At 71.1% G+C, this 22,276-nt stretch carries 25 protein-coding genes; 14 read left to right on the plus strand and 11 right to left on the minus strand.

All coding sequences use genetic code 11. The annotated features are described in order from the left end of the window. The first annotated feature begins 272 nt into the window (after positions 1 to 272). On the plus strand, positions 273 to 1,760 hold the full coding sequence (dnaB, locus tag FHS38_RS18835) for a replicative DNA helicase (RefSeq protein WP_184734818.1): 1,488 nt from the start codon (positions 273 to 275) through the stop codon (positions 1,758 to 1,760). A 133-nt stretch (positions 1,761 to 1,893) separates the two neighbouring features. Here the strand turns inward: dnaB and FHS38_RS18840 are convergent, their stop codons facing one another. Next, the gene (locus FHS38_RS18840; protein WP_184734820.1) at positions 1,894 to 2,457 is read right to left on the minus strand and encodes a dihydrofolate reductase family protein; all 564 of its coding nucleotides are present in this window, start codon (positions 2,455 to 2,457) and stop codon (positions 1,894 to 1,896) included. A 92-nt stretch (positions 2,458 to 2,549) separates the two neighbouring features. Continuing rightward, on the minus strand, positions 2,550 to 3,293 hold the full coding sequence (locus FHS38_RS18845) for a GbsR/MarR family transcriptional regulator (RefSeq protein ID WP_184734822.1): 744 nt from the start codon (positions 3,291 to 3,293) through the stop codon (positions 2,550 to 2,552). Between the two features lie 232 nt (positions 3,294 to 3,525). Between FHS38_RS18845 and FHS38_RS18850 the strand changes: the two genes are divergently transcribed. From FHS38_RS18850 to FHS38_RS18860, 3 genes are read left to right on the plus strand one after another with little or no spacing between them, the layout of a single operon-like run. After that, complete coding sequence (locus tag FHS38_RS18850) at positions 3,526 to 4,194, plus strand: DUF4097 family beta strand repeat-containing protein (RefSeq protein ID WP_184734824.1); 669 nt, start codon at positions 3,526 to 3,528, stop codon at positions 4,192 to 4,194. A gap of 26 nt (positions 4,195 to 4,220) precedes the next feature. Further along, on the plus strand, positions 4,221 to 5,183 hold the full coding sequence (locus tag FHS38_RS18855; RefSeq protein WP_184734826.1) for an ATP-binding cassette domain-containing protein: 963 nt from the start codon (positions 4,221 to 4,223) through the stop codon (positions 5,181 to 5,183). Further along, the gene (locus FHS38_RS18860) at positions 5,180 to 5,965 is read left to right on the plus strand and encodes an ABC transporter permease (protein ID WP_184734828.1); all 786 of its coding nucleotides are present in this window, start codon (positions 5,180 to 5,182) and stop codon (positions 5,963 to 5,965) included. Before FHS38_RS18855 ends, FHS38_RS18860 begins: the two co-directional genes overlap by 4 nt. Positions 5,966 to 6,131: 166 nt before the next feature. Here the strand turns inward: FHS38_RS18860 and FHS38_RS18865 are convergent, their stop codons facing one another. Beyond that, a complete protein-coding gene (locus FHS38_RS18865) occupies positions 6,132 to 6,476 on the minus strand; it encodes a putative quinol monooxygenase (protein ID WP_184734830.1) in 345 nt (114 codons plus the stop codon). A gap of 100 nt (positions 6,477 to 6,576) precedes the next feature. On the opposite strand from FHS38_RS18865, the gene FHS38_RS18870 reads away from it, so the two are divergent. Beyond that, positions 6,577 to 6,894, plus strand: a complete 318-nt coding sequence (locus FHS38_RS18870) for an ArsR/SmtB family transcription factor (protein WP_184734832.1) — start codon at positions 6,577 to 6,579, stop codon at positions 6,892 to 6,894. Between the two features lie 2 nt (positions 6,895 to 6,896). On the opposite strand, the gene def is transcribed toward FHS38_RS18870, so the two are convergent. Beyond that, complete coding sequence (gene def / locus FHS38_RS18875; protein WP_184734834.1) at positions 6,897 to 7,559, minus strand: peptide deformylase; 663 nt, start codon at positions 7,557 to 7,559, stop codon at positions 6,897 to 6,899. A 112-nt stretch (positions 7,560 to 7,671) separates the two neighbouring features. On the opposite strand from def, the gene FHS38_RS18880 reads away from it, so the two are divergent. Further along, the gene (locus tag FHS38_RS18880) at positions 7,672 to 8,247 is read left to right on the plus strand and encodes an ArsR family transcriptional regulator (RefSeq protein WP_184734835.1); all 576 of its coding nucleotides are present in this window, start codon (positions 7,672 to 7,674) and stop codon (positions 8,245 to 8,247) included. Between the two features lie 10 nt (positions 8,248 to 8,257). Here FHS38_RS18880 and FHS38_RS18885 read toward each other — a convergent pair whose 3' ends face one another. Beyond that, entirely contained in the window at positions 8,258 to 9,052 is a 795-nt protein-coding gene (locus tag FHS38_RS18885) for an NAD(P)H-dependent oxidoreductase (RefSeq protein ID WP_184734837.1), read from the minus strand. A gap of 97 nt (positions 9,053 to 9,149) precedes the next feature. Between FHS38_RS18885 and FHS38_RS18890 the strand changes: the two genes are divergently transcribed. Then, positions 9,150 to 10,088, plus strand: a complete 939-nt coding sequence (locus FHS38_RS18890; RefSeq protein ID WP_184734839.1) for a helix-turn-helix domain-containing protein — start codon at positions 9,150 to 9,152, stop codon at positions 10,086 to 10,088. A gap of 37 nt (positions 10,089 to 10,125) precedes the next feature. Here the strand turns inward: FHS38_RS18890 and trxA are convergent, their stop codons facing one another. Next, positions 10,126 to 10,485 (minus strand): thioredoxin, encoded by a 360-nt coding sequence (gene trxA / locus FHS38_RS18895; RefSeq protein WP_184734841.1) that lies wholly within the window; start codon positions 10,483 to 10,485, stop codon positions 10,126 to 10,128. Next, on the minus strand, positions 10,482 to 10,931 hold the full coding sequence (locus FHS38_RS18900; RefSeq protein ID WP_184734843.1) for a MerR family transcriptional regulator: 450 nt from the start codon (positions 10,929 to 10,931) through the stop codon (positions 10,482 to 10,484). The genes trxA and FHS38_RS18900 overlap by 4 nt, the downstream gene beginning before the upstream one ends. 104 nt (positions 10,932 to 11,035) lie before the next feature. Here FHS38_RS18900 and FHS38_RS18905 point away from each other — a divergent pair, with 104 nt between their 5' ends. The 3 genes from FHS38_RS18905 to FHS38_RS18915 all read left to right on the plus strand — a co-directional run bounded on the left by FHS38_RS18905 (position 11,036) and on the right by FHS38_RS18915 (position 14,898). Then, on the plus strand, positions 11,036 to 12,433 hold the full coding sequence (locus FHS38_RS18905) for a serine hydrolase domain-containing protein (protein WP_184734845.1): 1,398 nt from the start codon (positions 11,036 to 11,038) through the stop codon (positions 12,431 to 12,433). A 354-nt stretch (positions 12,434 to 12,787) separates the two neighbouring features. Beyond that, positions 12,788 to 13,915, plus strand: a complete 1,128-nt coding sequence (locus FHS38_RS18910; RefSeq protein ID WP_184734847.1) for a pyridoxal-phosphate-dependent aminotransferase family protein — start codon at positions 12,788 to 12,790, stop codon at positions 13,913 to 13,915. A gap of 203 nt (positions 13,916 to 14,118) precedes the next feature. Then, positions 14,119 to 14,898, plus strand: coding sequence for a TetR/AcrR family transcriptional regulator (locus FHS38_RS18915; protein ID WP_184734849.1), 780 nt, complete (start codon positions 14,119 to 14,121; stop codon positions 14,896 to 14,898). Positions 14,899 to 14,916: 18 nt separating this feature from the next. Here FHS38_RS18915 and FHS38_RS18920 read toward each other — a convergent pair whose 3' ends face one another. Together FHS38_RS18920 and FHS38_RS18925 are read right to left on the minus strand one after the other, a co-directional pair. Next, on the minus strand, positions 14,917 to 15,369 hold the full coding sequence (locus FHS38_RS18920; protein WP_184734851.1) for a GNAT family N-acetyltransferase: 453 nt from the start codon (positions 15,367 to 15,369) through the stop codon (positions 14,917 to 14,919). Positions 15,370 to 15,581: 212 nt separating this feature from the next. Beyond that, positions 15,582 to 16,043 (minus strand): MarR family winged helix-turn-helix transcriptional regulator, encoded by a 462-nt coding sequence (locus FHS38_RS18925; protein WP_184734853.1) that lies wholly within the window; start codon positions 16,041 to 16,043, stop codon positions 15,582 to 15,584. Between the two features lie 250 nt (positions 16,044 to 16,293). On the opposite strand from FHS38_RS18925, the gene FHS38_RS18930 reads away from it, so the two are divergent. Then, positions 16,294 to 17,523, plus strand: coding sequence for an MFS transporter (locus FHS38_RS18930; RefSeq protein WP_184734855.1), 1,230 nt, complete (start codon positions 16,294 to 16,296; stop codon positions 17,521 to 17,523). 69 nt (positions 17,524 to 17,592) lie between these two features. Then, positions 17,593 to 18,042 (plus strand): GlcG/HbpS family heme-binding protein, encoded by a 450-nt coding sequence (locus tag FHS38_RS18935; protein ID WP_184734857.1) that lies wholly within the window; start codon positions 17,593 to 17,595, stop codon positions 18,040 to 18,042. On the opposite strand, the gene FHS38_RS18940 is transcribed toward FHS38_RS18935, so the two are convergent. Next, positions 17,997 to 18,626, minus strand: coding sequence for a DUF2269 domain-containing protein (locus tag FHS38_RS18940; RefSeq protein ID WP_229822873.1), 630 nt, complete (start codon positions 18,624 to 18,626; stop codon positions 17,997 to 17,999). The genes FHS38_RS18935 and FHS38_RS18940 overlap by 46 nt on opposite strands. Positions 18,627 to 18,717: 91 nt before the next feature. Between FHS38_RS18940 and FHS38_RS18945 the strand changes: the two genes are divergently transcribed. Beyond that, positions 18,718 to 19,350, plus strand: coding sequence for an HAD family hydrolase (locus FHS38_RS18945; protein ID WP_184734859.1), 633 nt, complete (start codon positions 18,718 to 18,720; stop codon positions 19,348 to 19,350). Between the two features lie 715 nt (positions 19,351 to 20,065). Beyond that, on the plus strand, positions 20,066 to 21,688 hold the full coding sequence (locus tag FHS38_RS18950; RefSeq protein WP_373301871.1) for a globin domain-containing protein: 1,623 nt from the start codon (positions 20,066 to 20,068) through the stop codon (positions 21,686 to 21,688). Between the two features lie 9 nt (positions 21,689 to 21,697). On the opposite strand, the gene FHS38_RS18955 is transcribed toward FHS38_RS18950, so the two are convergent. Next, complete coding sequence (locus FHS38_RS18955; RefSeq protein WP_184734863.1) at positions 21,698 to 22,204, minus strand: NUDIX hydrolase; 507 nt, start codon at positions 22,202 to 22,204, stop codon at positions 21,698 to 21,700. Positions 22,205 to 22,276: the final 72 nt, after the last annotated feature.

The raw sequence follows: 22,276 nt of genomic DNA on the forward strand, positions 1-22,276 counted from the left end.
TGGTTTCCCCCGTGCCGTGCACAGGTTCCACGGACTTCTCCACAGGATGGGGGCCTTCATCCACATGCCCTGTGGATAACCAGATTGGCTGACGGTGCCCGCGGGCCTACCGTGGACCGGCGCCCACCGTCTGTTCCCGTCTCGGAAACCTTGCGAGACCGACACGAACTCGACGCGTCATTACCGGAGTCGGGCGTCCTAATTGTCAGAGCCGTGCCGTAAGAAAGAGTGGCACGGCGAGGTCCGCGTCGCGGACGGGAGGAGGTGGCGGGGTGAGCATCCCCGAGCCCATGGACGACCCCTGGGCGGACGCCGGCCCCAGCGACCGGCTCCCGGTCTCCCGCCCTCGCCGTGGCGACGGCGGCGGCCGCCGTGACCAGGCCGCGCAGCACGACCGCGGCGGCGACGACAGCGGTTCCTGGTCCTCCCAGGGCGGCTTCGAGCGCGTCCCCCCGCAGGACCTCGATGCCGAGCAGTCCGTCCTCGGCGGCATGCTGCTCTCCAAGGACGCCATCGCCGACGTCGTCGAGGTCCTCAAGGGCAACGACTTCTACCGCCCGGCGCACGAGACCGTCTATCAGGCGATCCTCGACCTCTACGCCAAGGGCGAGCCCGCCGACCCCATCACCGTCGCGGCCGAGCTGACCAAGCGCGGCGAGATCACCCGCGTCGGCGGCGCCGCGTATCTGCACACCCTGGTCCAGTCCGTCCCGACCGCGGCCAACGCCGAGTACTACGCCGAGATCGTCCACGAGCGGGCCGTGCTGCGCCGCCTGGTCGAGGCGGGCACGCGGATCACGCAGATGGGATACGCGGCCGACGGCGACGTCGACGACATCGTCAACAAGGCCCAGGCCGAGGTCTACGCGGTCACCGAGCAGCGCACCAGCGAGGACTATCTGCCGCTCGGCGACATCATGGAGGGCGCGCTCGACGAGATCGAGGCCATCGGTTCGCGCAGTGGTGAGATGACCGGCGTCCCCACCGGCTTCACCGACCTCGACTCCCTGACGAACGGTCTGCACCCCGGCCAGATGATCGTCATCGCGGCCCGTCCCGCCATGGGTAAGTCGACCCTGGCGCTGGACTTCGCCCGAGCCTGCTCGATCAAGCACAAGATGCCGAGCGTGATCTTCTCGCTCGAAATGGGCCGCAACGAGATCGCGATGCGTCTGCTGTCCGCAGAGGCCCGGGTGGCGCTGCACCACATGCGCTCCGGCTCCATGACCGACGAGGACTGGACCCGGCTCGCGCGGCGGATGCCCGATGTGTCCGAGGCCCCGCTGTTCATCGACGATTCGCCGAACCTGTCGATGATGGAGATCCGCGCGAAGTGCCGGCGGCTCAAGCAGCGCAGCGGCATCAAGCTCGTGATCATCGACTATCTGCAGCTGATGCAGGCCGGTGGCGCCAAGCGCGCCGAGAGCCGCCAGCAAGAGGTCTCGGACATGTCCCGAAACCTCAAGCTGCTGGCCAAGGAGCTGGAGCTGCCGGTCATCGCCCTGTCGCAGCTGAACCGTGGCCCCGAGCAGCGCACGGACAAGAAGCCGATGGTCTCCGACCTCCGTGAGTCGGGCTCCATCGAGCAGGACGCCGACATGGTCATCCTTCTCCACCGCGAGGACGCGTACGAGAAGGAGTCACCGCGCGCCGGTGAGGCGGACATCATCGTCGGCAAGCACCGAAACGGTCCGACGGCCACGATCACGGTGGCCTTCCAGGGCCACTACTCCCGCTTCGTGGACATGGCGGGAGCCTGACCGAGGCGGGTGCAGTGGTACGTCGAGCGGTTCGGCGTACTCGCGGTCCATGAGGGCGCGTGCGCGGCGCAACCGAGCCGGCTCCTCGGGTGTCACCCGCGGAGCACGTGGCCCGTGACTCCCGGACGGGCGCTCAGCGCCTCGTCTCGTACCTGGTCAGGATCACGCCGCAGGGAAACGTCCGCGTCTCCACCAGGTTCAGGTTCACCCAGTTGTCCAGCGCCGTGAAGAACGGCGTGCCGCCGCCCACCAGGACCGGCGCGGTGGCCAGCACGTACTCGTCAATCAGCCCGGCCCGCATGGCCGCCCCGGCGAGCGTCGCGCCGCCGATGTCCATCGGGCCGCCGTCCTCGGCCTTGAGCCGGGTGATCTCGGCGACCGCGTCGCCGGTGACCAGGCGGGTGTTCCAGTCGACCTTGTCGATCGTCGAGGAGAACACCACCTTCGACATGTCCAGCCAGCGGCGCGCGAACTCGATCTCCGCCGGGGTGGCGTTGGGTTGCCGGCCGCCGGTCGGCCAGTAGGAGCTCATCGTCTGCCACAGCTTGCGCCCGTACAGCGACAGGTCGGTCGCCTGCAACTGGTCGGACCAGAACTGGAACAGCTCGCCGCTCGGCACGCTCCAGCCGATGTCGTCGCCGGGCGCGGCGATGTAGCCGTCCAGGGTCAGGTTCATGCCGTAGATCAATTTCCGCATGGCGCCAGCATTCCGTGAGTCGGTCTCACGCGGACGGACCGGCGCGGGCGCCACTGGCTGTGACCATCAGGACCGGCTGGTCCAGCCGCGTTCTAACTCGGCTCGGCAGTGCCGCCTGAGGGCGTTCCGGGTTCCGCGTGGAGGATCTCGCGGGCCTGCTTCGCGGCGCGGGCGGTGCTCTCGGAGACGAAGTCGAGGAAGCGGGCGATGTTCTCCAGGCGGTCGGCGGCCGGGGTGCCGGAGCCGAGGACGGGGACGCCCTGCCGTGCGATTTCGACGATCTTTGCGATGGACCGGGCGCTGGCCATCATCGACTGGTACCAGACGTCGTCGTCGACGACGTAGCGCTCGCGGCGACGTTCATCGCGTTCCCGGCGGACGAGGCCTTGGCTCTCGAGGTACGTGATCGCTTTGGAGATGGACGCCGGGCTGACCTGGAGGCGCTGGGCGAGTTCGGACGCGGTGAGGCTGCCCGCGTCGGTGAGGGTGAGGCAGGCCAGCACCCTCGACATCATCGTGGGCATGCCCGACGCCATCATGACGGTGGTGAACACCTCCTCGTACTCGCGCACCGCCCCGGCATCGCGTCCGTAGGCCTGCGGGAGCGCCTCCGCCTCCCGGGGCGTGGCCTGCCTGCGCCGTTGGGTGCGGCGTTCGGTGGCGCGGTGGGCCAGGTCAGCGCGGTAGGCCGTGGGGCCGCCGTTGCGCATGACCTCGCGCGTGATGGTCGAGGTCGGGCGATCGAGGCGTCTGGCGATCTCCGCGTAGGCGAGGCCGTCGGCCAGTCCCAGCGCGATCTGCTGACGTTCCTGCTGGGTGAGTCTGCCTCCCGGCATCGCGGTCTCCTTTGTGATCCTTCGTGCCCCTTGGCTCCTCCAGTATAGCGTTCACTTCCATTCCATTGCAACGAACGGATGGCTGACGTTGCGTTACCCAGCAAGGGCATTGCAACGACTTTATGGCTCTGACCTGCAATGATGATGATTACGCGCAACGAAGTTGTTGCGGGAAGTTCGAACGCAACGTAGCTTTTCCCTCATCGGAAACAACGAGTTGAAGGAAAACATCATGCAGAAGTTCGCCACCACCGCCCCGATCGCCGCCGTCCTCGACATCCCCGCCGGGAGCGTCCGGTTCATCGCCGCCCACCGCGCCGACACCACGGTCGAGGTCCTGCCCGCCAACGCCGCGAAGAGCCGCGATGTGAAGGCGGCCGAGCAGATCACGGTCGAATACGGCGACGGCGTCCTGCGGATCGCGGCCCCGGCCGCGAAGAACCAGTACTTCGGCCCGTCCGGGTCGGTCGAGGTGACGGTCCAGCTGCCCGCGGGTTCCCGGGTCGAGGCGAAGGCGGCCGCCGCCGAGTTCCGGGGCGTCGGGCGGCTCGGCGACGTCGTCTTCGAGGGCGCGCAGGGCCCGGTCAAGCTCGACGAGGCCGCGAGCGTCCGCCTGACCGTTCTCGACGGTGACGTCTCGGTCGGCCGCCTGGGCGGTCCCGCGGAGATCAGCACCCAGCGGGGCGGCATCCACATCGCCGAGGCCATGAGCGGCACGGTCACCCTGAGCGCCCAGCAGGGCGACATCTCGGTCGGCGCCGCCCGCGGTGTCTCCGCCTCCCTGGACGCCGGCACCGGCTACGGCCGGATTCACAACTCGCTCAAGAACGCCGAGGGCGACGCCGCCCTGAACATCCACGCGACCACCGCCCACGGCGACATCGCCGCCCGCAGCCTCTGACCCGTAGCCTCCAAGGAGCAACCACCATGACCAGCTTGGCCATCGCGGCGAACGGGCTGCGCAAGTCCTACGGTGACAAGGTCGTCCTCGACGGCGTCGACCTGGCCGTCCCCGAAGGAACGATCTTCTCCCTGCTCGGCCCGAACGGCGCCGGCAAGACCACCGCCGTCAAGATCCTCTCCACCCTCGTCTCCGCCGACCCCGGCACCGGCAGCATCCACATCGGTGGCCACGATCTGGCCGTCGACCCGCAGGCGGTGCGTGGCGCGATCGGTGTCACCGGGCAGTTCTCCGCTGTCGACGGGCTGATCACGGGGGAGGAGAACATGCTCCTCATGGCGGACCTGCACCACTTGTCCAAGCGTGAGGGGCGGCGGGTCGCTGCCGAGCTGCTGGAGCGTTTCGACCTGGTGGAGGCGGCGAAGAAGCCCGCCTCCACCTACTCCGGGGGCATGAAGCGCCGTCTGGACATCGCCATGACGCTGGTCGGCAGCCCGCGGATCATCTTCCTCGACGAGCCGACCACCGGCCTCGACCCGCGCAGCCGTCACAACATGTGGCAGATCATCCGCGAGCTCGTCTCCGACGGGGTGACGGTCTTCCTCACCACCCAGTACCTGGAGGAGGCCGACGAGCTCGCCGACCGCATCGCCGTGCTCAACGACGGCAGGATCGCTGCCCAGGGCACCGCCGAGGAGCTCAAGCGCCTCATCCCCGGCGGGCACGTCCGGCTCCGCTTCACCGACCCTGCCGCGTACCGGTCCGCCGCCTCCGCACTGCGCGAGACCACCCGGGACGACGAGGCGCTGTCACTGCAGATCCCCAGCGACGGCAGCCAGCGCGAGCTGCGCTCCCTCCTCGACTGGCTCGACTCCGCCGGCATCGAGGCCGACGAGCTCACCGTGCACACCCCCGACCTCGACGACGTGTTCTTCGCCCTGACCAGCGGCACCACCGTGCCCAACCAGCCCAAGGAAGCAGTCCGATGAGCGCCTTCTCCCTCGCCCTGCGCGACTCGTCCACGATGCTGCGCCGCAACCTCCTGCACGCGCGCCGCTACCCGTCCCTCACTCTGAACCTGCTGCTCACGCCGATCATGCTGCTGTTGCTCTTCGTCTACATCTTCGGCGACGTGATGAGCGCGGGCATCGGTGGCGGCGGCCGCTCCGAGTACATCGCCTACCTCGTGCCGGGCCTCCTGCTGATGACCATCGGCAGCACCACGATCGGGACCGCGGTGTCGGTCTCCAACGACATGACCGAGGGCATCATCGCCCGCTTCCGCACCATGGCGATCCACCGCGGCTCCGTGCTCATCGGGCACGTCATCGGCAGCGTGCTGCAATCGATCGCCAGCGTGGTCCTCGTCGGCGCCGTCGCCGTGGCCATCGGCTTCCGGTCCACCGACGCCACGGTCCTGGAATGGCTGGCCGCGTTCGGACTGCTCGTGCTCTTCGCCCTGGCACTCACCTGGATCGCGGTCGGCATGGGCCTCATCAGCCCGAACGCCGAGGCCGCCAGCAACAACGCGCTGCCGATGATCCTCCTGCCGCTCCTGTCCAGCGCCTTCGTCCCCGTCGACGGAATGCCGGGCTGGTTCCAGCCCATCGCCGAGTACCAGCCGTTCACGCCCGCCATCGAGACCCTGCGCGGACTGCTGCTCGGCACCGAGATCGGCCACAACGGATGGCTCGCGGTCGCCTGGTGCCTGGGACTCACGGTGCTCGGCTACTTCTGGTCGACCTCGAAGTTCAACCAGGACCCGAAGTAACCGCCGTGACAGCGCGGGCAGCCTCCCGCAACTCCTTCCGCCCGAGGGCGGCGTACCCCGACACCGCGTCGACCTACGCCGCCCCTCCACCTCCACCGACCTCGCCCCTGCCCGGGAATCCCGGACAGGGGCGAGGTCGGTGGAGGCGTTCATGAACGGCGCGGCGTCACCGGGCTGCCGGAGGCTGCGCTCCGGTCCGGTCGGCCGGCTCGTAGGGGCTGTGCATGGTGAGGAAGCGGATGTCGAGGTCCGTCTCCAGGTAGTCCATGCGCCGCTCCCAGAAGGCCTGCATGTGAGGGAGGGCGAGGTGGGCGTCGAGATCGGCCTGGGAGCGCCAGGCCTCGTAGAAGACGAAGGCGCCGGGGTCGTTGCGATCTTCGTGGAAGTGGTACTCCAGGCAGCCGGATTCCTGCCGGGTCGGCTCGACGAACGAGAGCAGAAGCTGCTTCAACTCCTCGGCTCGTTCGGGTTTGGGATGAGCGGTGCCGACGAGTGCGAATGGCTGAGGCATACGGGGTTCTCTCCCTGACAGGTACGACTGATCTCGTACCTGCCGGACGCTACCCAACTTGTAGGTACGATGCAATCCATACCTGAAGGGAGTGTTCCGAATGCCCGATGACGAAGGCCACCCGAACGTCGAGGAGATCGAGCTCGGCCCGGTACTCGCCGCACTGGCGGATCCGCTGCGCCGCCGCGTGGTGCGTGAGCTGGCGGCCGAACCCGACGGCGCGGCGCGGACGTGCAGTTCCTTCGGGCTGCCGGTCTCCAAGGCGACCGTCACGCACCATTTCCGCGCACTGCGCGAGGCCGGGTTGATCCGGCAGGTCGACCGGGGCAACAGCCGGATGGCCAGCCTGCGCCGGGCCGACATCGAGCAGCGGTTTCCCGGACTGCTGGGCATCGTGGCGGCCGAGTCGGAGGAGTGAGCTCAGCGGCTCAACTGGGCTGCCTTGACCACGCGTTGCGCGAAGACGTCCTCGCGGCGGTCCGCCATCTGGCGCAGCGCGTCCTTGCGGTCCCGCTTGGACAGCCGGTCGAGATACGTGTGGCCGAAGAGGTGGTCGGTCTCGTGCTGGAGGCACCGCGCGAAGTAGCCCGTGCCCTCGATGACGAGGGGATTGCCGTCCATGTCGAGTCCGCGGACGACGGCACGATCGGTACGGGACACCGTCATGGTGGCACCCGGCACGGACAGGCAGCCCTCGAATTCGTCGACGAGGCGGCGGCTACCCGGATCGGGCAGGTCGAGAACCGGGTTGATGATGTGGCCGACATGCCGGATCCCGTCGTCGTCCGGGCAGTCGTACACGAAAAGCCGCAGGTCGACGTCCACCTGGTTGGCGGCCAGGCCGGCACCGTCGGCCACGTGCATCGTCAGGAACATGTCGTCGATCAACGCCGACAGTTCCGGAGTTCCGAACTCGGTCACCTCCTGGCACGGTCGGCTCAGGATCTCCTCGCCCACCACCGTGACCCGGCGCACCGAACCCCGTGCCACCTCCGGTGGCAGAGCGGGATACGAGTCGACGGGTCGGCCCTGCACACGGACCCGCCGGTCCACGGGACGTAACCGGTCGTGATGAACGGACATCGCTGTCTCCCTCTTCTGCGCAGGCCACGCCCGCCGGGGGCGGCACGCGGCCTGGTACCTCCGGGCAAGGACCCTCTTGCCAAGATCTTTGCAAAGTAGCAGACTTTGCAAAGTGACTGAAGACGACCTCAACTCCCAGCCCGGACAGCCCCGGGACACCGGCGACGAACTGCGCGAGCACGAGGTCCGCACGGCGCTGCTGGACCTGCTGGCCGAAGTCGGCACCGTCACGGCGACCGAGGCCGCCGTCCGGCTGGGCTACAGCTCCGGGCTCTGCTCGTTCCACCTGCGGCAGCTCGCACGTCACGGACACATCGAGGAAGCCCCGCACCACGGGGGGCGCGCACGCCCCTGGCGCCTGAGGCAGCACGACTCCACGACCGGCGCTCCCGAGGAGGAGCAGTTCGGCGACTTGGCCCGGGGGCTGGAGGACGAGAGCTGGCAGCGTTGGCTCGCCCAGCGCGACCAAGCGCCGGCCGAATGGCGCAACGACGAAGCGTTCAGCGCCGTCACGTACCTGACCCCCGAGGAAATGAGCCGGGTCGCGGACGTCGTCCGACGGGCGCTCGCCCCCTACCAGGACCGCGAACAACGCCCCTTGGCCCGGCCTGACGGCGCCCGGCCGGTGGCCCTCATCACCCGGCTGTTCCCCTTGCTTCCCCACGCGACGGACGAGCCGGGCCGGTAGCCCGGGCCGCTCAGCCGCGCGGGTGGGTGTGCATCTCCAGCCCGGTCATCCCTTGGGTCTCGACGCCGGGCAGCAGCCGCATGTCGTGGTCGTAGTCGCCGGCGACGAGTGAGCGGAACGGGATCGGCGCGTCTGTGAAGAGCCCGTCGAGCCGACGTGCGTACTCCCGCTTCGCCGCCTCGAACCGCTCCTCCGGCAGGTCGTTCGCTCCGTATACCGCGAACGGTTCGAGCGGCGTCATGCCGGTGAACCAGAACAGGCCGTGCTGCACCGGGTGGAGGACGTCGGCCAGCCGCCCGTGGATGCCCCGGTCGGAGAAGGACGACTCCCGGGCGCCGGCCGTCACGGACACCAGCGCACGCCGTCCGCCCAGGGTGCCCTCGCTGTAGGGCGGGGGGACCTGCGGGCCGTAGGCGAACCCGCTGGTGAAGACCCGGTCGATCCAGCCCTTGAGTATCGCGGGCGTGGAGAACCACCACAGCGGGAACTGCAGGATCACCGCGTCCGACCAGCGCACCTTCTCCTGCTCCGCCGCGATGTCGGGCGACAGCCGGTCCGCCAGGGTGGCGCGCTCGGAGGCGGCCATCACGTTCAGTCGCTCGTCCGCGACGTGGTCGGGGAAGTCGTCGGCGTCCACCGTCGCCTTCCACTTCATCGCGTAGAGGTCCGACACCTGAACCTCGTGGCCCGCCGCGCGCAGGTGTTCTACGGCGAAGCCGGTGAGAGCGGAGTTGAGCGAACGGGGGTCCGGGTGGGCGCTGACGACGAGGATCTTCTTCTGCTGCTGCGGCGTGGCTGCGTTCATGCCGCTACGTTCTCCCGGGCGCCGACGGGCAGCCAGCACCCTGACCGGCGGCGGAACGGCAGTCCTGGTACTGCGAGGGCCACCCATACTTGAGCGCATGGACGGGGTGGACCACATCGAGCGCACTGAACGCGTCGAGCGTATCGAGCGCACTGAGAGTGCTGAGCGCAATGAGCGCATCGGCGGGATCGGCGACAGCGAGCGGGCGCTCGGCGACTTTCTGCGCGCCCGCCGGGGGCGCGTCGCGCCGGAGCACGTCGGGCTCACCGGCGGCCGTCGCCGACGGGTGCGCGGGCTGCGCCGCGAGGAGTTGGCCCAGCTCGCCGGGATCAGCGTGGACTACTACGTGCGTCTCGAACAGGGCCGGGCCACCCAGCCGTCCCCCGAGGTGCTCGACGCGCTCGCCGGGGCGCTCGGCCTCGACGCGGCGGAGCGCGGGCACCTCGCCACCCTCGCCGGCGCCCGGCGCGGCCCGGCGCCCAGGGCCCGGGTCAGCCCCCTGATGCAACGGGTCCTCGACGCCATGACCGATCTGCCGGCCTTCGCGACGGACCACCGCCTCCACGTGGTGGCCTGGAACGGCCTGGGCTCCGAACTGATCGGCGGCCTGGCCGACCCGGCCCGCCGCGACCGGAACAACGCCAGGTTCCTCTTCCTCGACCCCGCCTCCCGCCTCGTCCATCCCGAGTGGGAGGACAGGGCGGCGGAGGCCGTGGGACAGTTGCGGGTCGCCGCGGGGCGCTACCCCGACGACGTGGAACTGGCCGGCCTCATCTCCGAACTGGGCGCGGGCAGCACCGAATTCCGGCGGATCTGGGACAGCGGCGAGGTCGTGATGTGCGCGGCGGGCCGCAAGCGGCTGCGGCACCCGGTGGCGGGGCTGCTCACCCTGGACTTCGAGACGCTGCACGTGCCGGCCGCGCCCGGTGAGACGGGTCTGGTGGTGCACGTGTTCAGCGCCGAGGAGGGCAGCGGGGAGGCCGCCGCCCTCGCCCGGCTGGCCACGGCAGCGGCGGCGGTGCCCGGTCTGCCGTAGCCGGACGGCCGCGTTCGTCTATCGGCCGCGGGGTCCGTCAGCGGGGGGCGAGCCAGGGGAGTTCGTCCGCGAGGTCCTGGCGCAGACGGCGCTTGGGGCGGGCGCCCACGACGGACTTCACGGGCTCGCCCGCGCGGAAGAGGAGAAGGGTGGGCATGGACAGGACGCCGTAGGCGGCCTGCGTGGCCGGGTTGGCGTCCACGTCGAGCTTCACGATCTTGAGGCGCCCGGCCTCCTCCTCCGCCAGCTCCGCGAGTACGGGCGCGATCATGCGGCACGGCCCGCACCAGGCGGCGGTGAAGTCGACGAGAACGGGCAGGTCGGAGGCCAGTACCTCGGCCGCGAACGTCGCGTCGGTGACCGGGATGACGGGTGTGTCTGTTGCCGTGCTGGTCATGGCTTGCTGCTCCCTGGTGCGGTGTCGGGCGGGGTGAAGGCGCAACGGGGCGGCGGACCGCCCGGAATATCGGCCTCCGCTTGTAGTGCGGCGCGGGCCAGCTCGGCGCGGGCCAGCTGGGCACCGACCTCGGCCCGTACGCGCTGGAGGTCCTCGATGCAGTCGTCGAGTTCCGCGAGCTTGCGGCGGTAGACCTCCAGCGAGGCCGGGCAGGAGTCGCCGGCCGGGTGGCCGGCCCGTAGGCATTCCACGAACGGCCGGGTCTCCTCCAGGCCGAAACCGAAGTCCGCGAGGGTGCGGATCTGCCGCAGGAGGCGCAGATCCTCCTCGTCGTACGTGCGGTAGCCGTTGCCGGTGCGGCGGGCGGGCAGGAGTCCCAGGGACTCGTAGTGCCGCAGGGTGCGGGTGGTGATGCCCGCCTGTTGAGCCAGTTCCCCGATGCGCATGGGCACGACCGTAGACCTTGACGTCGGCGTCAAGGCCAGCCCGCGGCAGCGGCCGTGCGAAACCCCTTTGGGCGGTCCGGCGGGCCCTGGCTAGGGTGCGGTTCATGACAGCCTCGTACGAAGTACCCGCGTCGAAGGAGCAGTTCGCCGAGCTGCTCCCCGCCACGCGCCGTGCCCTCCTGCACCGCCTCGCCGTCGGTCAGAACAACGGCCGCGCGCCCTCCATGGTGGGCGCGGTGATGCGTGAGGGACGCATGGTGTGGGCCGAGGGGTACGGCGCGGTCGACGGGCAGGTGCCGGGAGCCGATACGCAGTACCGGATCGGCTCCCTCACCAAGACGTTCGTCGCCGTGCTGGTCCTGCGGCTGCGCGACGAGGGCCTGATCGACCTCGGTGACCCGCTGGGCAAGCACCTCGACACCCCCGAGGGAGGCGAGGCCACCATCGCCCAGCTCCTCGCCCACACCTCCGGGCTCGCTGCCGAGGCGCGCGGCCCGTGGTGGGAGCGCACGGACGGGGCACTGCGCCCCGACCTTGCCGACATCTTCGGCGAGCGCCCCCAGCGCCACCCGGCGGGCAGGCTGCACCACTACTCCAATCCCGGTTTCGCGCTGCTCGGCGCGCTCGTCGAGCGGCTGCGCGGAGACGACTGGGGCACGGTGCTGCGCCGGGAGGTGCTGGAGCCGCTCGGCATGGACCGTACGACGCTCGGCCCCGAGGCTCCGCACGCGGCGGGATGGGCCGTGCACCCCTGGGCGGACGCGCTGCTTCCGGAGCCCGCCGTGAACACGGGGCGGATGGCTCCCGCCGGGGAGTTGTGGTCCACGGCGGCGGATCTGTGCCGTTTCGCGGCCTTCCTCCTGGACGGTGACGACCGGGTGCTCGGTGCGGAGTCGCTCGCGGAGATGCGCGTTCCGGCGGTCGGGCCGCAGGACCCGCAGTGGGTGACGGGCTACGGGCTCGGGGTGCAGATGACCCGTCAGAACGGTCGAGTCCTCTTCGGTCACTGCGGCTCCATGCCGGGCTTCGTGTCGGCGCTGTGGGTGAGCCCGGAAGAGTCCCTGGCCGGCGTCGCGCTCGCCAACCTCACCAACGGCTTCGAGGTCTCCGCCCTGGCGTCCGACCTGGTCGGCACCGTCGCCGACCACGAGCCCCGGATCCCGGCGCCCTGGCGGCCGCTCGACGAGGTCGATCCGGAGCTGCTGGAGCTGACCGGCCCCTGGTACTGGGGCGCGACCCCGTTCGCGCTGCGGCTGTGCGCCGGGCGCGGGCTGGAGCTGTCGCCGCTCGGACGCGGCGGCCGCGGGGCGCGGTTCCGCGCGGAGGCGGACGGCACCTGGACGGGGCTCGACGGGTACTACACGGGGGAGACCCTGCGCGCCGTCCGGACGGCCGCCGGGGCGCCGAGCCACCTGGACATCGGCACGTTCGTGTTCACGCGCGAGCCCTATGAGCCGGGCGACGCCGTGCCGGGCGGTGTGGACGAGGGCGGCTGGCGTTAGGGCCTGTCCGGCGGATGTTCGCGGGCTCCCGGGCGCCCGGCACGCACATGGTGTTGTCGGGTTCGCCCGAGTGCGCCCGTAACGAGGGCGACCCCTCCGTCGTGCGAGCGTACGCACCGGACGCCGCTCGCTGATCCATGAAGATCCGCCGGCGTTGTCGTCGGGTGCCGACGCTCCGGGGCGACGCAGGGAGAGCCGCGTCCAAGAGCCGCGTCCGAGGGACGGTCCGCCGGGCCGGTGCCGCGCACGCGGAGAGGCCCCCGGCGCCCTCTGCGCCGACGGCCGGGCGGACGTAGGGTCGTGGGGAGATTGGCGGGCGCCGGGACACGGCGCTACAGACCCCGGAAGGCCACCGTGACTGCGAACACCGCACCGGTCCTGCTCGACCTCGCGCCGCTCGGCGCCGGGCACTTCGCGCGCATCGAGGACAAGGTCGCCGCGCTGATGCGCACGCGCGAGAGCGTCGTCGCGATGCAGGGCGAGGCCCTGTTGCCGCTGGAGGCGTGCATCCGCTCGGCCGTACGCCCCGGCAGCACCGCGCTGAACATCATCACCGGCCCGTACGGCGAGACCTTCGGTGGCTGGCTGCGTTCCTGCGGCGCCGAGGTGATCACCGTGGACGCGCCCTTCAGCGGTGCGGTCGACGCCGGACAGGTCGCCGACGCGCTGCGCGCGCACCCGGCCATCGACTTCGTCAGCCTCGTCCACGCGGAGGCGGCCACCGGCAACACCAACCCCGTCGCCGAGATCGGGGCCGTCGTCCGTGAGCACGGCGCGCTGCTGATGCTCGACGCCGTCGCCTCCGTGGCGGCCGAGCCGCTGCTCACCGACGAGTGGGGCGTCGACCTGTGCGTCATCGGCGCGCAGAAGGCGATGGCGGGACCGGCCGGAGTCTCGGCCGTGTCGGTCAGTGCCCGCGCGTGGGAGCGGATAGCCGCCAACGAGCAGGCGCCCCGCCGCTCCTACCTCTCCCTCCTGGACTGGAAGGAGCGGTGGATCGACGGCGGCCGGACGGCCCTGCCGCACGCCCCCGCGCAGCTGGAGATGCTCGCCCTGGAGCAGGCCGTCGACCGCATCGAGGCGGACGGCCTGGACTCCGTCATCGCCCGGCACCGCGCCGCCGCCGCGGCCACCAGGGCGGGCGTACGGGCCCTGGGCTCCCTCACCCCCTACGTCGTCCGCGACCAGGACGCCGCCCCGGCCGCCACGACGCTGCGCGCCCCCGACGGCGTCGACGCCCGCGAGATCGTCGCGAAGGCCCTCAAGGCCGACGCCGCCGTGCCCGTGCAGGCGGCGGCCGGCGCGCTCGCCAAGGAGATGATCCGCGTCAACCACTACGGTCTCGCGGCGGACCGCGCCGTCGTGCTGGCCTCGCTGGCGGCGCTGGGCGAGGGTCTGCGCGCGATGGGCGTCGAGACGGTGGCCGTGGGCGAGGCCCTGGAGGCCGCCGGAACGGCGTGGGACGCCGTGATCGCCGACTGATCCACCCGATATGACCCGCTTTTAGCGGTTCACGCACCACTTTCCGAGGCCGCTGTCCGCGCTTTCGCGCCGACAGCGGCCTTTTGCGTAGCCCGCTCCTCGGCGTACATCGCCCCGTTCGTGGCTCACAGCCCCTTGTTCAGACGTGCGGATAGAATCGGAACCTCGATCCCGTTTCGTCATTCCGCACGTGGAGCTCCCAGATGGCACAGCGAAGACAGCCGCCGGCATCACCGGTGCCGCCCGCTCCGCGGCGCAGGGCGGATGCCCGGCGCAACAGGGCGCTCGTCCTGGAAGCGGCCCGATCCGCCTTCGAGGAAGCCGGGTTGGCGGTGCCGCTCGGCGCGATCGCCCGTCGCGCGGGGGTGGGTGCCGGGACCGTCTACCGTCATTTCCCGTCCAAGGAAGCCCTGTTCAGGGCGACGGTGGTGGACAGGATCAGGCTTTTCACCGACACGGCAAGGGAGTTGACGGACGCGGCCGACCCGGGAGCGGTGTTCTTTCGCTATCTGGCGTCGGTGGTGCGGCTGTCGGCCCGGAACAAGGCGCTCTGTGACGCGCTGGAGGCGAGCGCCGAGGGGCGCTTCGAGCCGACGCCGGGCGTGGAGCGGGACTTCCGCGAGGCCCTGGCGGTACTGCTGACGCGTGCTCAGAAAGCGGGAGCAGTACGGAAAGACGTGCTGATCGGCGATGTGATGACGCTGCTCGTCGGGTGTCTCTCGATGGAGCTGCGCCGGGGCCCGGACGGGCAGCCCGGGAGGGTCACCGCGCTGGTGTGCGACAGTCTTCGCCCGGGGCGAGGTGTGACGAAACTACCGGCGCAGGCCGGGCCAAGCCGTAACGAAACCCGGATTGCGGTGGTATGTGCGATGTGCGGCGGGCCCGTGCCCTCCGCGCGTACGGGCAGGCCCGCCCGGTACTGCGGGGGCGCCTGCCGTCAGCGGGCCCACCGCGAGCGGGCCCGGGCCCGTAGCGACGCCTGATCGAGCTGTTGTGCCTGATCAGAGCTGGTACTTGAAGCCGAGGTGCGACGCCTCGAAGCCGAGCCGCTCGTAGAAGCGGTGGGCGTCGATCCGTGTGGCGTCCGAGGTGAGCTGCACCAACTGGCACCCCTCACGGCGTGACGCGTCGATGGCCCACTCGATGAAGCGCGTGCCGAGGCCGCTGCCGCGCTCGTCGCTGTGGACGCGGACGCCCTCGATGACCGACCGCGTCGCGCCGCGCCGGGACAGCCCCGGGATGACCGTGAGCTGGAGCGTGCCGATCGTGCGGCCGTCGCGGACGGCGACGACGAGGTGCTGGTTGGGGTCGTCGACGAGGCGGGCGAAGGCCGCGCGGTAGGGCGTCAGGTCGTCGGGGGACTCGCGCTTCGCGCCGAGGGCGTCGTCGGCCAGCAGCGCGACGATGGCGGGGATGTCGCCGGCGGTCGCGGGCCTGATCTCTATGTCGCTCATGATCCGGACCCTAGCGCTCGGGATCCGGTCATAGTCGATCAAGAACGGAACGGGGGCGGGGCGCGCGGCCCAAGGGGTTGTTCTGGGCGGGGCAGCGGCAGCGCTCCGCTGCGGGGTGACTCAACGGCTGCGCGCCGTGTCCTCGAACGCAGGGCGGGCCGGAAACCCTGCCCGCCCTGCGTTCGATGCCGTGCTCGTCCGAGAGACCCGCGCTACGCGGCCGGCGAGAGCGATTCCACGGCGGCGACCAGCGGTGCCAGCTCCGCGCGCTTCGACGCCTCCCGCAGCGCCTCGCCCAGCGCGGCGTCGTTGGTCGGCCGGGCCTCGGCGAGGAGGGCTCGGCCGGCGTCCGTGACGTCGGTGTAGATGCCGCGGCGGTCGGTGAGGCAGAGGTAGCGGGTGAGCAGGCCGCGGTCCTCCAGGCGGTTGACCAGGCGGGTCGTCGCGCTCTGGCTGAGGACGACCGCGTCGGCGACCTGGTTCATGCGCAGGTGGCCGCCCTCGCCGTCGTGCTGGCGGCTGAGCACGTCCAGCACGGAGAACTCGCGGACGCTCAGCTCGTGCCCGGCCTGCAGCGCGCGCTCGATGTGCGCCTCGATCCGCCCGTGCAGCGCGGAGAGCGCGCACCAGCCCTGCGCCAGGCCGACCAGGGCGGGGTCCGGGGTGCGGGACATGACGTTCCCTCCTTCGCCTTCTGCGTCGTACGCGCGTCGTGCGTCCGTGTCGCCTCGTGCGACCGCGTCGTCGTGCGTCCGTGTCGTCTTCGGAAACAGGATAGCTCGCTTGCGCAATAGCCCGCGCTTGCAATTAACCCGCGTCTGCAATTATTGTCGACGCTCGTAAGGTTCGCTTGCAACGAAGGATCGAGCGCAGCGAACCGCGTCCGTCCCCCATCTCCCTCACTGTCTGAAGGACACCCCCGTCATGCCTCTCGCTCTGCTGGCGCTCGCGATCGGCGCCTTCGGTATCGGCACCACCGAATTCGTGATCACGGGCCTGCTGCCCGACATCGCCGCGGACTTCGGCGTCTCCATCCCCACAGCCGGCTTCCTGACCACCGGATATGCCCTCGGCGTCGTCGTCGGGGCCCCGCTGCTGGCCATCGTCGGCAGGCGCGTCTCGCGCAAGCGGATGCTGATGGTCCTGATGGGGCTGTTCATCGCGGGCAATCTGCTCTCCGCCGTCGCCCCCGTCTTCGAGGTGATGCTGGCCGGCCGGATCGTCGCCTCGCTCGCACACGGAGCGTTCTTCGGCATCGGCTCGATCGTGGCCGCCGGGCTCGTCGCACCGGAGAAGAAGGCGGGTGCGATCGCGATGATGTTCACCGGACTGACCGCCGCGACCGTCGCGGGCGTGCCCATGTCCACCCTGGTCGGCCAGCACGCGGGCTGGCGCGTCACCTTCTTCATCATCGCCGGCCTCGGCGTCCTGGGTCTGGCCGGTGTCGCCGCGCTCGTCCCGCAGCAGCCGAAGCCCGAAGCGGGCCGCATCGGCGGCGAGTTGGCCGCCTTCCGCAACCCGCAGGTCCTGCTCGCGATGGCGATGACCGTCCTCGGCTTCGGTGGCGTCTTCACCATGAGCACCTACGTCACGCCGATGATGACCGAGGTCGCGGGCTACGCGCCCGGTTCGGTCACCTGGCTGCTCGTCCTCTTCGGTGTGGGCATGCTCGTCGGCAACCTCGTCGGCGGGCGGTACGCGGACCGGGCGCTGATGCCCCTGCTGTACGTGACGCTGAGCTCGCTCGCGATCGTGCTCGCCCTGCTGCCGCTGGCCGCGCACAACAAGATCGCGGCTGCCGTGGCCATCCCGCTGATCGGCGCCTTCGGCTTCGCGTCCGTACCGCCGCTCCAGAAGCGCGTCCTGGACCACACCGCCGACGCCCCGACCCTGGCCTCCGCCGTCAACATCGGCGCCTTCAACCTCGGCAACGCGATCGCGGCCTGGCTCGGTGGCGTCGTCATCTCCGCCGGCTTCGGCTACACCGCGCCCAACTGGGTCGGCGCCCTGATGGCCGCCTCCGCGCTGGTCCTGGCCCTCGTGTCGGCCTCGCTGGAGCGGCGCACGGGCGCCCGTGGCGGTCGTATCGCCGCCGGGTCCACCCGGTCCACCCCCCTCTCCGCCGAGCGCGAGCCCGTGACGGTCGGGCACTGACCCCGTAGAAGCCCGACTCGCTGCCCCCACACCCCCCCGCATCACCGCACATCGCAAGGAGCACTTCCCATGACCGCCACCATCACCGAGACCGAGACCGCGACCCCCGTCCGCCCGCTCACCACGCACGAAGCGGACGCCCTCGTCGCCGCCGTGCGCCGGGCCGCCGAGGAGCAGGGCGTTCGGATCGCCGTCAGCGTCCTCGACGCGGGCGGTCACCCGCTGGCCTTCCGCCGGGACGACCGGGCCGTGCTGATCGCGGGGGAGACCAGCACGCGGAAGGCGTTCACCGCCTTGCAGCTGGACGCGCCGACCGCCGACGTGGTCGATGCCGTCCAGCCCGGCGGCCTCTTCCACACCCTGCCGACCGCGCTCGACCGCCCGCTGCTCTTCATCGCCGGGGGCGTGCCCCTGCACCGCGACGGGCGCCTCGTCGGTGCGATCGGGGTGGGCGGCGGCGCGCCGGAGCAGGATCACCGCTTCGCGGTGTCGGCGATCGAGGCCGTGCTGGGCGGCTGATCGCCGGTGTCATGGACGGCGGGGGTACGTGGGGCGCCGGCCTCACGTACCCCCGCCGTCGTACGTGCCCCCGCCGTCCGGCGCGCGGCGCGGTGCCGGCGGCCGCGTGCCGTGAGTCCCCAGGGCTTGAGGACCGAGATCGCGGTCATGAAGACGTACAGGCTCAGGGACACGATCGGGGCGGCGAGGAGGTCCTGGCTCGTGGCGGCGGCGACCCCGTCACCCGTCGCGACGGATGCCGCCGCCTCGTTCAGAGCGGGGCGCAGGGAGAGGGCGGAGGCCAGCGTCGCGCCGAGGGTCAGCCAGAACTTGAGGTACACCCAGCGGTGCCGGGCCAGGCCCCAGGGCGTGCCGAGGGACAGGACCAGGCCGCTGACCAGGGCGGACAGACTGAGCGGAATGATCAGCCAGTCGCCGAAGAGCTTCATGGAGCGGTAGACGGCGGCCTGGGTCTGTGGGGAGGCGGTGGTCGCGCCGGTGATCCCGAGGACCAGCAGCCCGAGCGTGAGCCCGAGCCAGCCGACCGAGGTGACGACGTGGACGACGAGGATGCCCCGGCGCGCGGGGCGAGTGAGCTGCCGCATGCCCCAACCGTCGCGCGGGAGCCCGCCCGGGGCGTCTGACCAGGGGAGTATTCGCGCGTACTCGGCGGCGAGTACGCCTACCCTCGAGCCCATGACCAGACTGCATTTGTTCGATCTCGACGGCACGCTGATGTACGGATCGGCGGCGGCGATCGAGATATCCCGGCAACTCGGGGTGGAGCGGGAGATCGACGAGCTGGAGCGGGGGTTCGCGGCGGGGGAGCTGACGCCGCCGCGGTTCGCGGCGCTGGCCGTCGAGCTGTGGGCGGACCTGACCGAGGCGCAGGTGGCGGCGGCGTTCGAGGGCGCGCCCTGGCTCTCGGGCATCCGGGAGGTCTGGGCGGACATCCAGGCGCGGGGCGAGCGCTGCGCGGTGATCTCCCTCTCGCCCGGCTTCTTCGTGGAACGCCTGCTCACCTGGGGTGCGGACGCGGCCCACGGCTCGCTCTGGCCCGCGGTGCCGTTCCGCGAGCCGGTGAACCCGGCGGGCATCCTCGACGCGGCGGCCAAGGTGCGGATCGCGGACGAACTCTGCGAGAAGTTCGGTCTGAGCCGCGGTGACTGTGTGGCGTACGGGGACTCGATGTCGGACGCCCGCCTGTTCGAGGTGGTTCCGGTGTCGGTGGCGGTCAACGCGGACCATCACGTAAGGGACGTCGCCGTGCACGCGTATACAGGACGCGACCTTCGAGAGGCGTACGAACTGGTGGGAAGCCAGGGGTAATTGGTGTGACGCTTGTGCATCGGGTCGCGCCCTGTAGGGTCAACGCCGCCGGAGTGTCGGCCATTTGACGGCCGACTGTCCGGGAAATGGTTCAGCTTAACCTCAACGGGCCTGCTGGCACTTGAACTTCCGGCTAAATGCCCGTAGTCGGGTCAGACGGTGGCATGCTACGCGGACTGGTACAGCGGCCCGAGGCAAATCGGGGAATCGCGGCACTTTCCGGTTCCGGCGGGAGTGCGAAGACCGACCGAGAGATGTTCGAGGCGAGGCACTGATGGATGCTCCGACCCCAACGTCGGCCGATGGAGGCTCCTTCGGCACCGCGGGTGAGCGGGGTTGGTTCACCCCACCGCGTCCCGTGCCGGACGCGGCGGCGCCGGAGCCGTCGCGGGAGGTGGCTGCCGAGGAGACCGGCGGCAGCGGGGACCGGCCGACCGGCTGGGAACCCGTCGCGCGCGCGATGCTGCCGGAGACCGAGCGGGATGCCGGGTACGACCCCGGGCTGCCGATCAGCGCGGTGTGGCGGCCCCCGGCGCCCGACGGCGACCCGGTGCCGTTCAACCGCCGGGAAGGGCCGGAACCGAGTGGATCCTCGGTGGATCCGGGGTACGGAAGCCGCCTTGAGCGACCGGGCCGCCAACCGCAGCCGGAGCCACCACCGGCGGCCCCTTCGAGCCGGTGGGCGCCCCTGTACCAGTCGGGGTACGTCGGGCAGATGGAGCAGCCGGACCGGCAGGATCCGTACGCGCCCCCGGAACGGTCCGTGCCCCCGGAACGGTCCGCGCCACCGGAGCGGTCCGCGCCACCAGAATGGCCTGCGCCGCCGGAACGGCTCGCGCCGCCGGAACGGTCCGCGCCCCCCGACCGTCCTGCGCCGGAATGGTCCGAGGCGCCCGACCAGCAGGCCCGCACCGACCAGCAGGCCCACCCTGACCGGCAGGATCCGCCGCTGCCGCGAGGCCGACGGCACCGGCGCCCCGCCGAGCCACTGCCGGCCCCGGCGGCCGGGCAGCTCCCGACGCCGCCCCCCGCCCCGGGCACCGGTCGGGCCCCGGGCACCGGATGGGCCCCGGTCACTGGATGGGGGGCCTCCATACCGGCCTCGTCCGCAGCGGCCTCCGCCCCCGCCGATGCGCAGCCCCCGGCCCCGGGTATGCCACCGGCTCGCGATCGACTACCCGTCCGGCGGGCCGGATCGGCCCCCTCCCCCGACACCGTTCTGATCCGCCGCACGCTGGCCGAGATCGAACCCGTCGCCGACAAGGCCACGTCGTACTTCTACGCGCTGCTCTTCATCCGCCACCCCGATCTGCGGTCCCTGTTCCCCGTCGCGATGGACACCCAGCGCGACCGGCTCTTCAAGGCGCTGCTGACGGCCGCCGAGCACGCCGACGACACCGCGACGCTCACCGAATACCTCTCCCACCTCGGTCGTGGGCACCGTAAATACGGCACGCTGCCCGAGCACTACCCGGCCGTCGGCGAGTGCCTGATCGCCGCCCTCACCCGCTTCGCGTCGGACACCTGGAGCGAGGCCACGGAGGCCGCCTGGGTGCGCGTCTACACGACCGTTTCGCAGATCATGATCGACGCGGCGGCCGAGGACGAGCAGAGCTCTCCGGCCTGGTGGCAGGCCGAGGTCGTCGGCCATGAGCTGCGCACGCGGGACATCGCCGTCGTGACCGTACGGCCCGAGGAGCCCTACCCCTTCCTCGCCGGGCAGTACACCAGTCTGGAAACGCCCTGGTGGCCGCGCATCTGGCGCAACTACTCCTTCTCGTCCGCACCCCGCTCGGACGGACTGCTCACCTTCCACGTGAAGGCCGTACCGGCCGGCTGGGTGTCCAACGCCCTGGTCCATCACGCCCGCCCCGGTGACGTCCTGCGCCTCGGGCCCCCTGCCGGTTCCATGATTGTCGACCACACCACTGACAACGGGCTGTTGTGCCTGGGAGGCGGTACCGGCATCGCACCGATCAAGGCGCTCGTGGAGGACGTCGCGGAGCACGGCCGCCGCCGTCCGGTCGAGGTCTTCTACGGCGCCCGGCACGACGACGACCTCTACGACATCGACACCATGCTCGGCCTCCAGCGGTCGCACCCGTGGCTGTCGGTCCGCCCCGTCGTCTCCGACGGCCCCACGCGCCGACTGAGCGGCCAACTCACCCACATAGTCCGCGAGTACGGGCCCTGGCCCGCCTACGACGCCTACCTCTCCGGCCCGCCGGGCATGATCCGCAGCGGCGTGGACACCCTCGTCGGCATCGGCATACCGTCCCACCGAATAAGGCACGACGGGATCGACGAGCTGACGACGTCGTCGACGGACCGGGGGTAGGAGGACCGCTCAGCCGAGGTCGTCGGCGAGCAGCGCCCGTACGCCCTCGATGTTCGCGTCGAGGTACGCGCGCAGCGACGGCGGCACCATCTCCACGGAGGCGACGCCCTCCCTGGTGAAGGGGATGCGCACCACCTCGTACGTCCCGCACGGCTGGTCCACCTCCGGGCCGTGCCGCCGGGAGAGGTCCATCGAGGCCAGGCGGCAGACGAAGAAGTGCTGCACCTTCACACCGTGCGCGGCGTGGTGCAGGGAGTGCGAGACGGTGTCGACGAACGCGGGAACGACGTCGAAGACCTTCGCGCCGAGCTCCTCGTCGACCTCGCGGTGCAGAGCGGCGACGACGGTGGTGTCCTCCGGCTCCACGCCGCCGCCCGGGGTGATCCAATACGGATCCTCGCCGGGCTTCGTCCGTTTGATCAGGATCATCTGAAGGTCGGAATGGGACGTGGTGCCGATGTCGCCGTCGAGCAGGATGGCGCGGGCGGTGCGTTTGACCACTGGACGTTCGGTCATACGGGACATCTGCCGCGCGGGACCCCTGGCGAAACCCCTTCCCGGCATCCCCTTTCCCATCGGTTTCCCACC

It is taken from the genome of Streptomyces netropsis, assembly GCF_014203545.1.
GTDB lineage: Bacteria > Actinomycetota > Actinomycetes > Streptomycetales > Streptomycetaceae > Streptomyces > Streptomyces netropsis.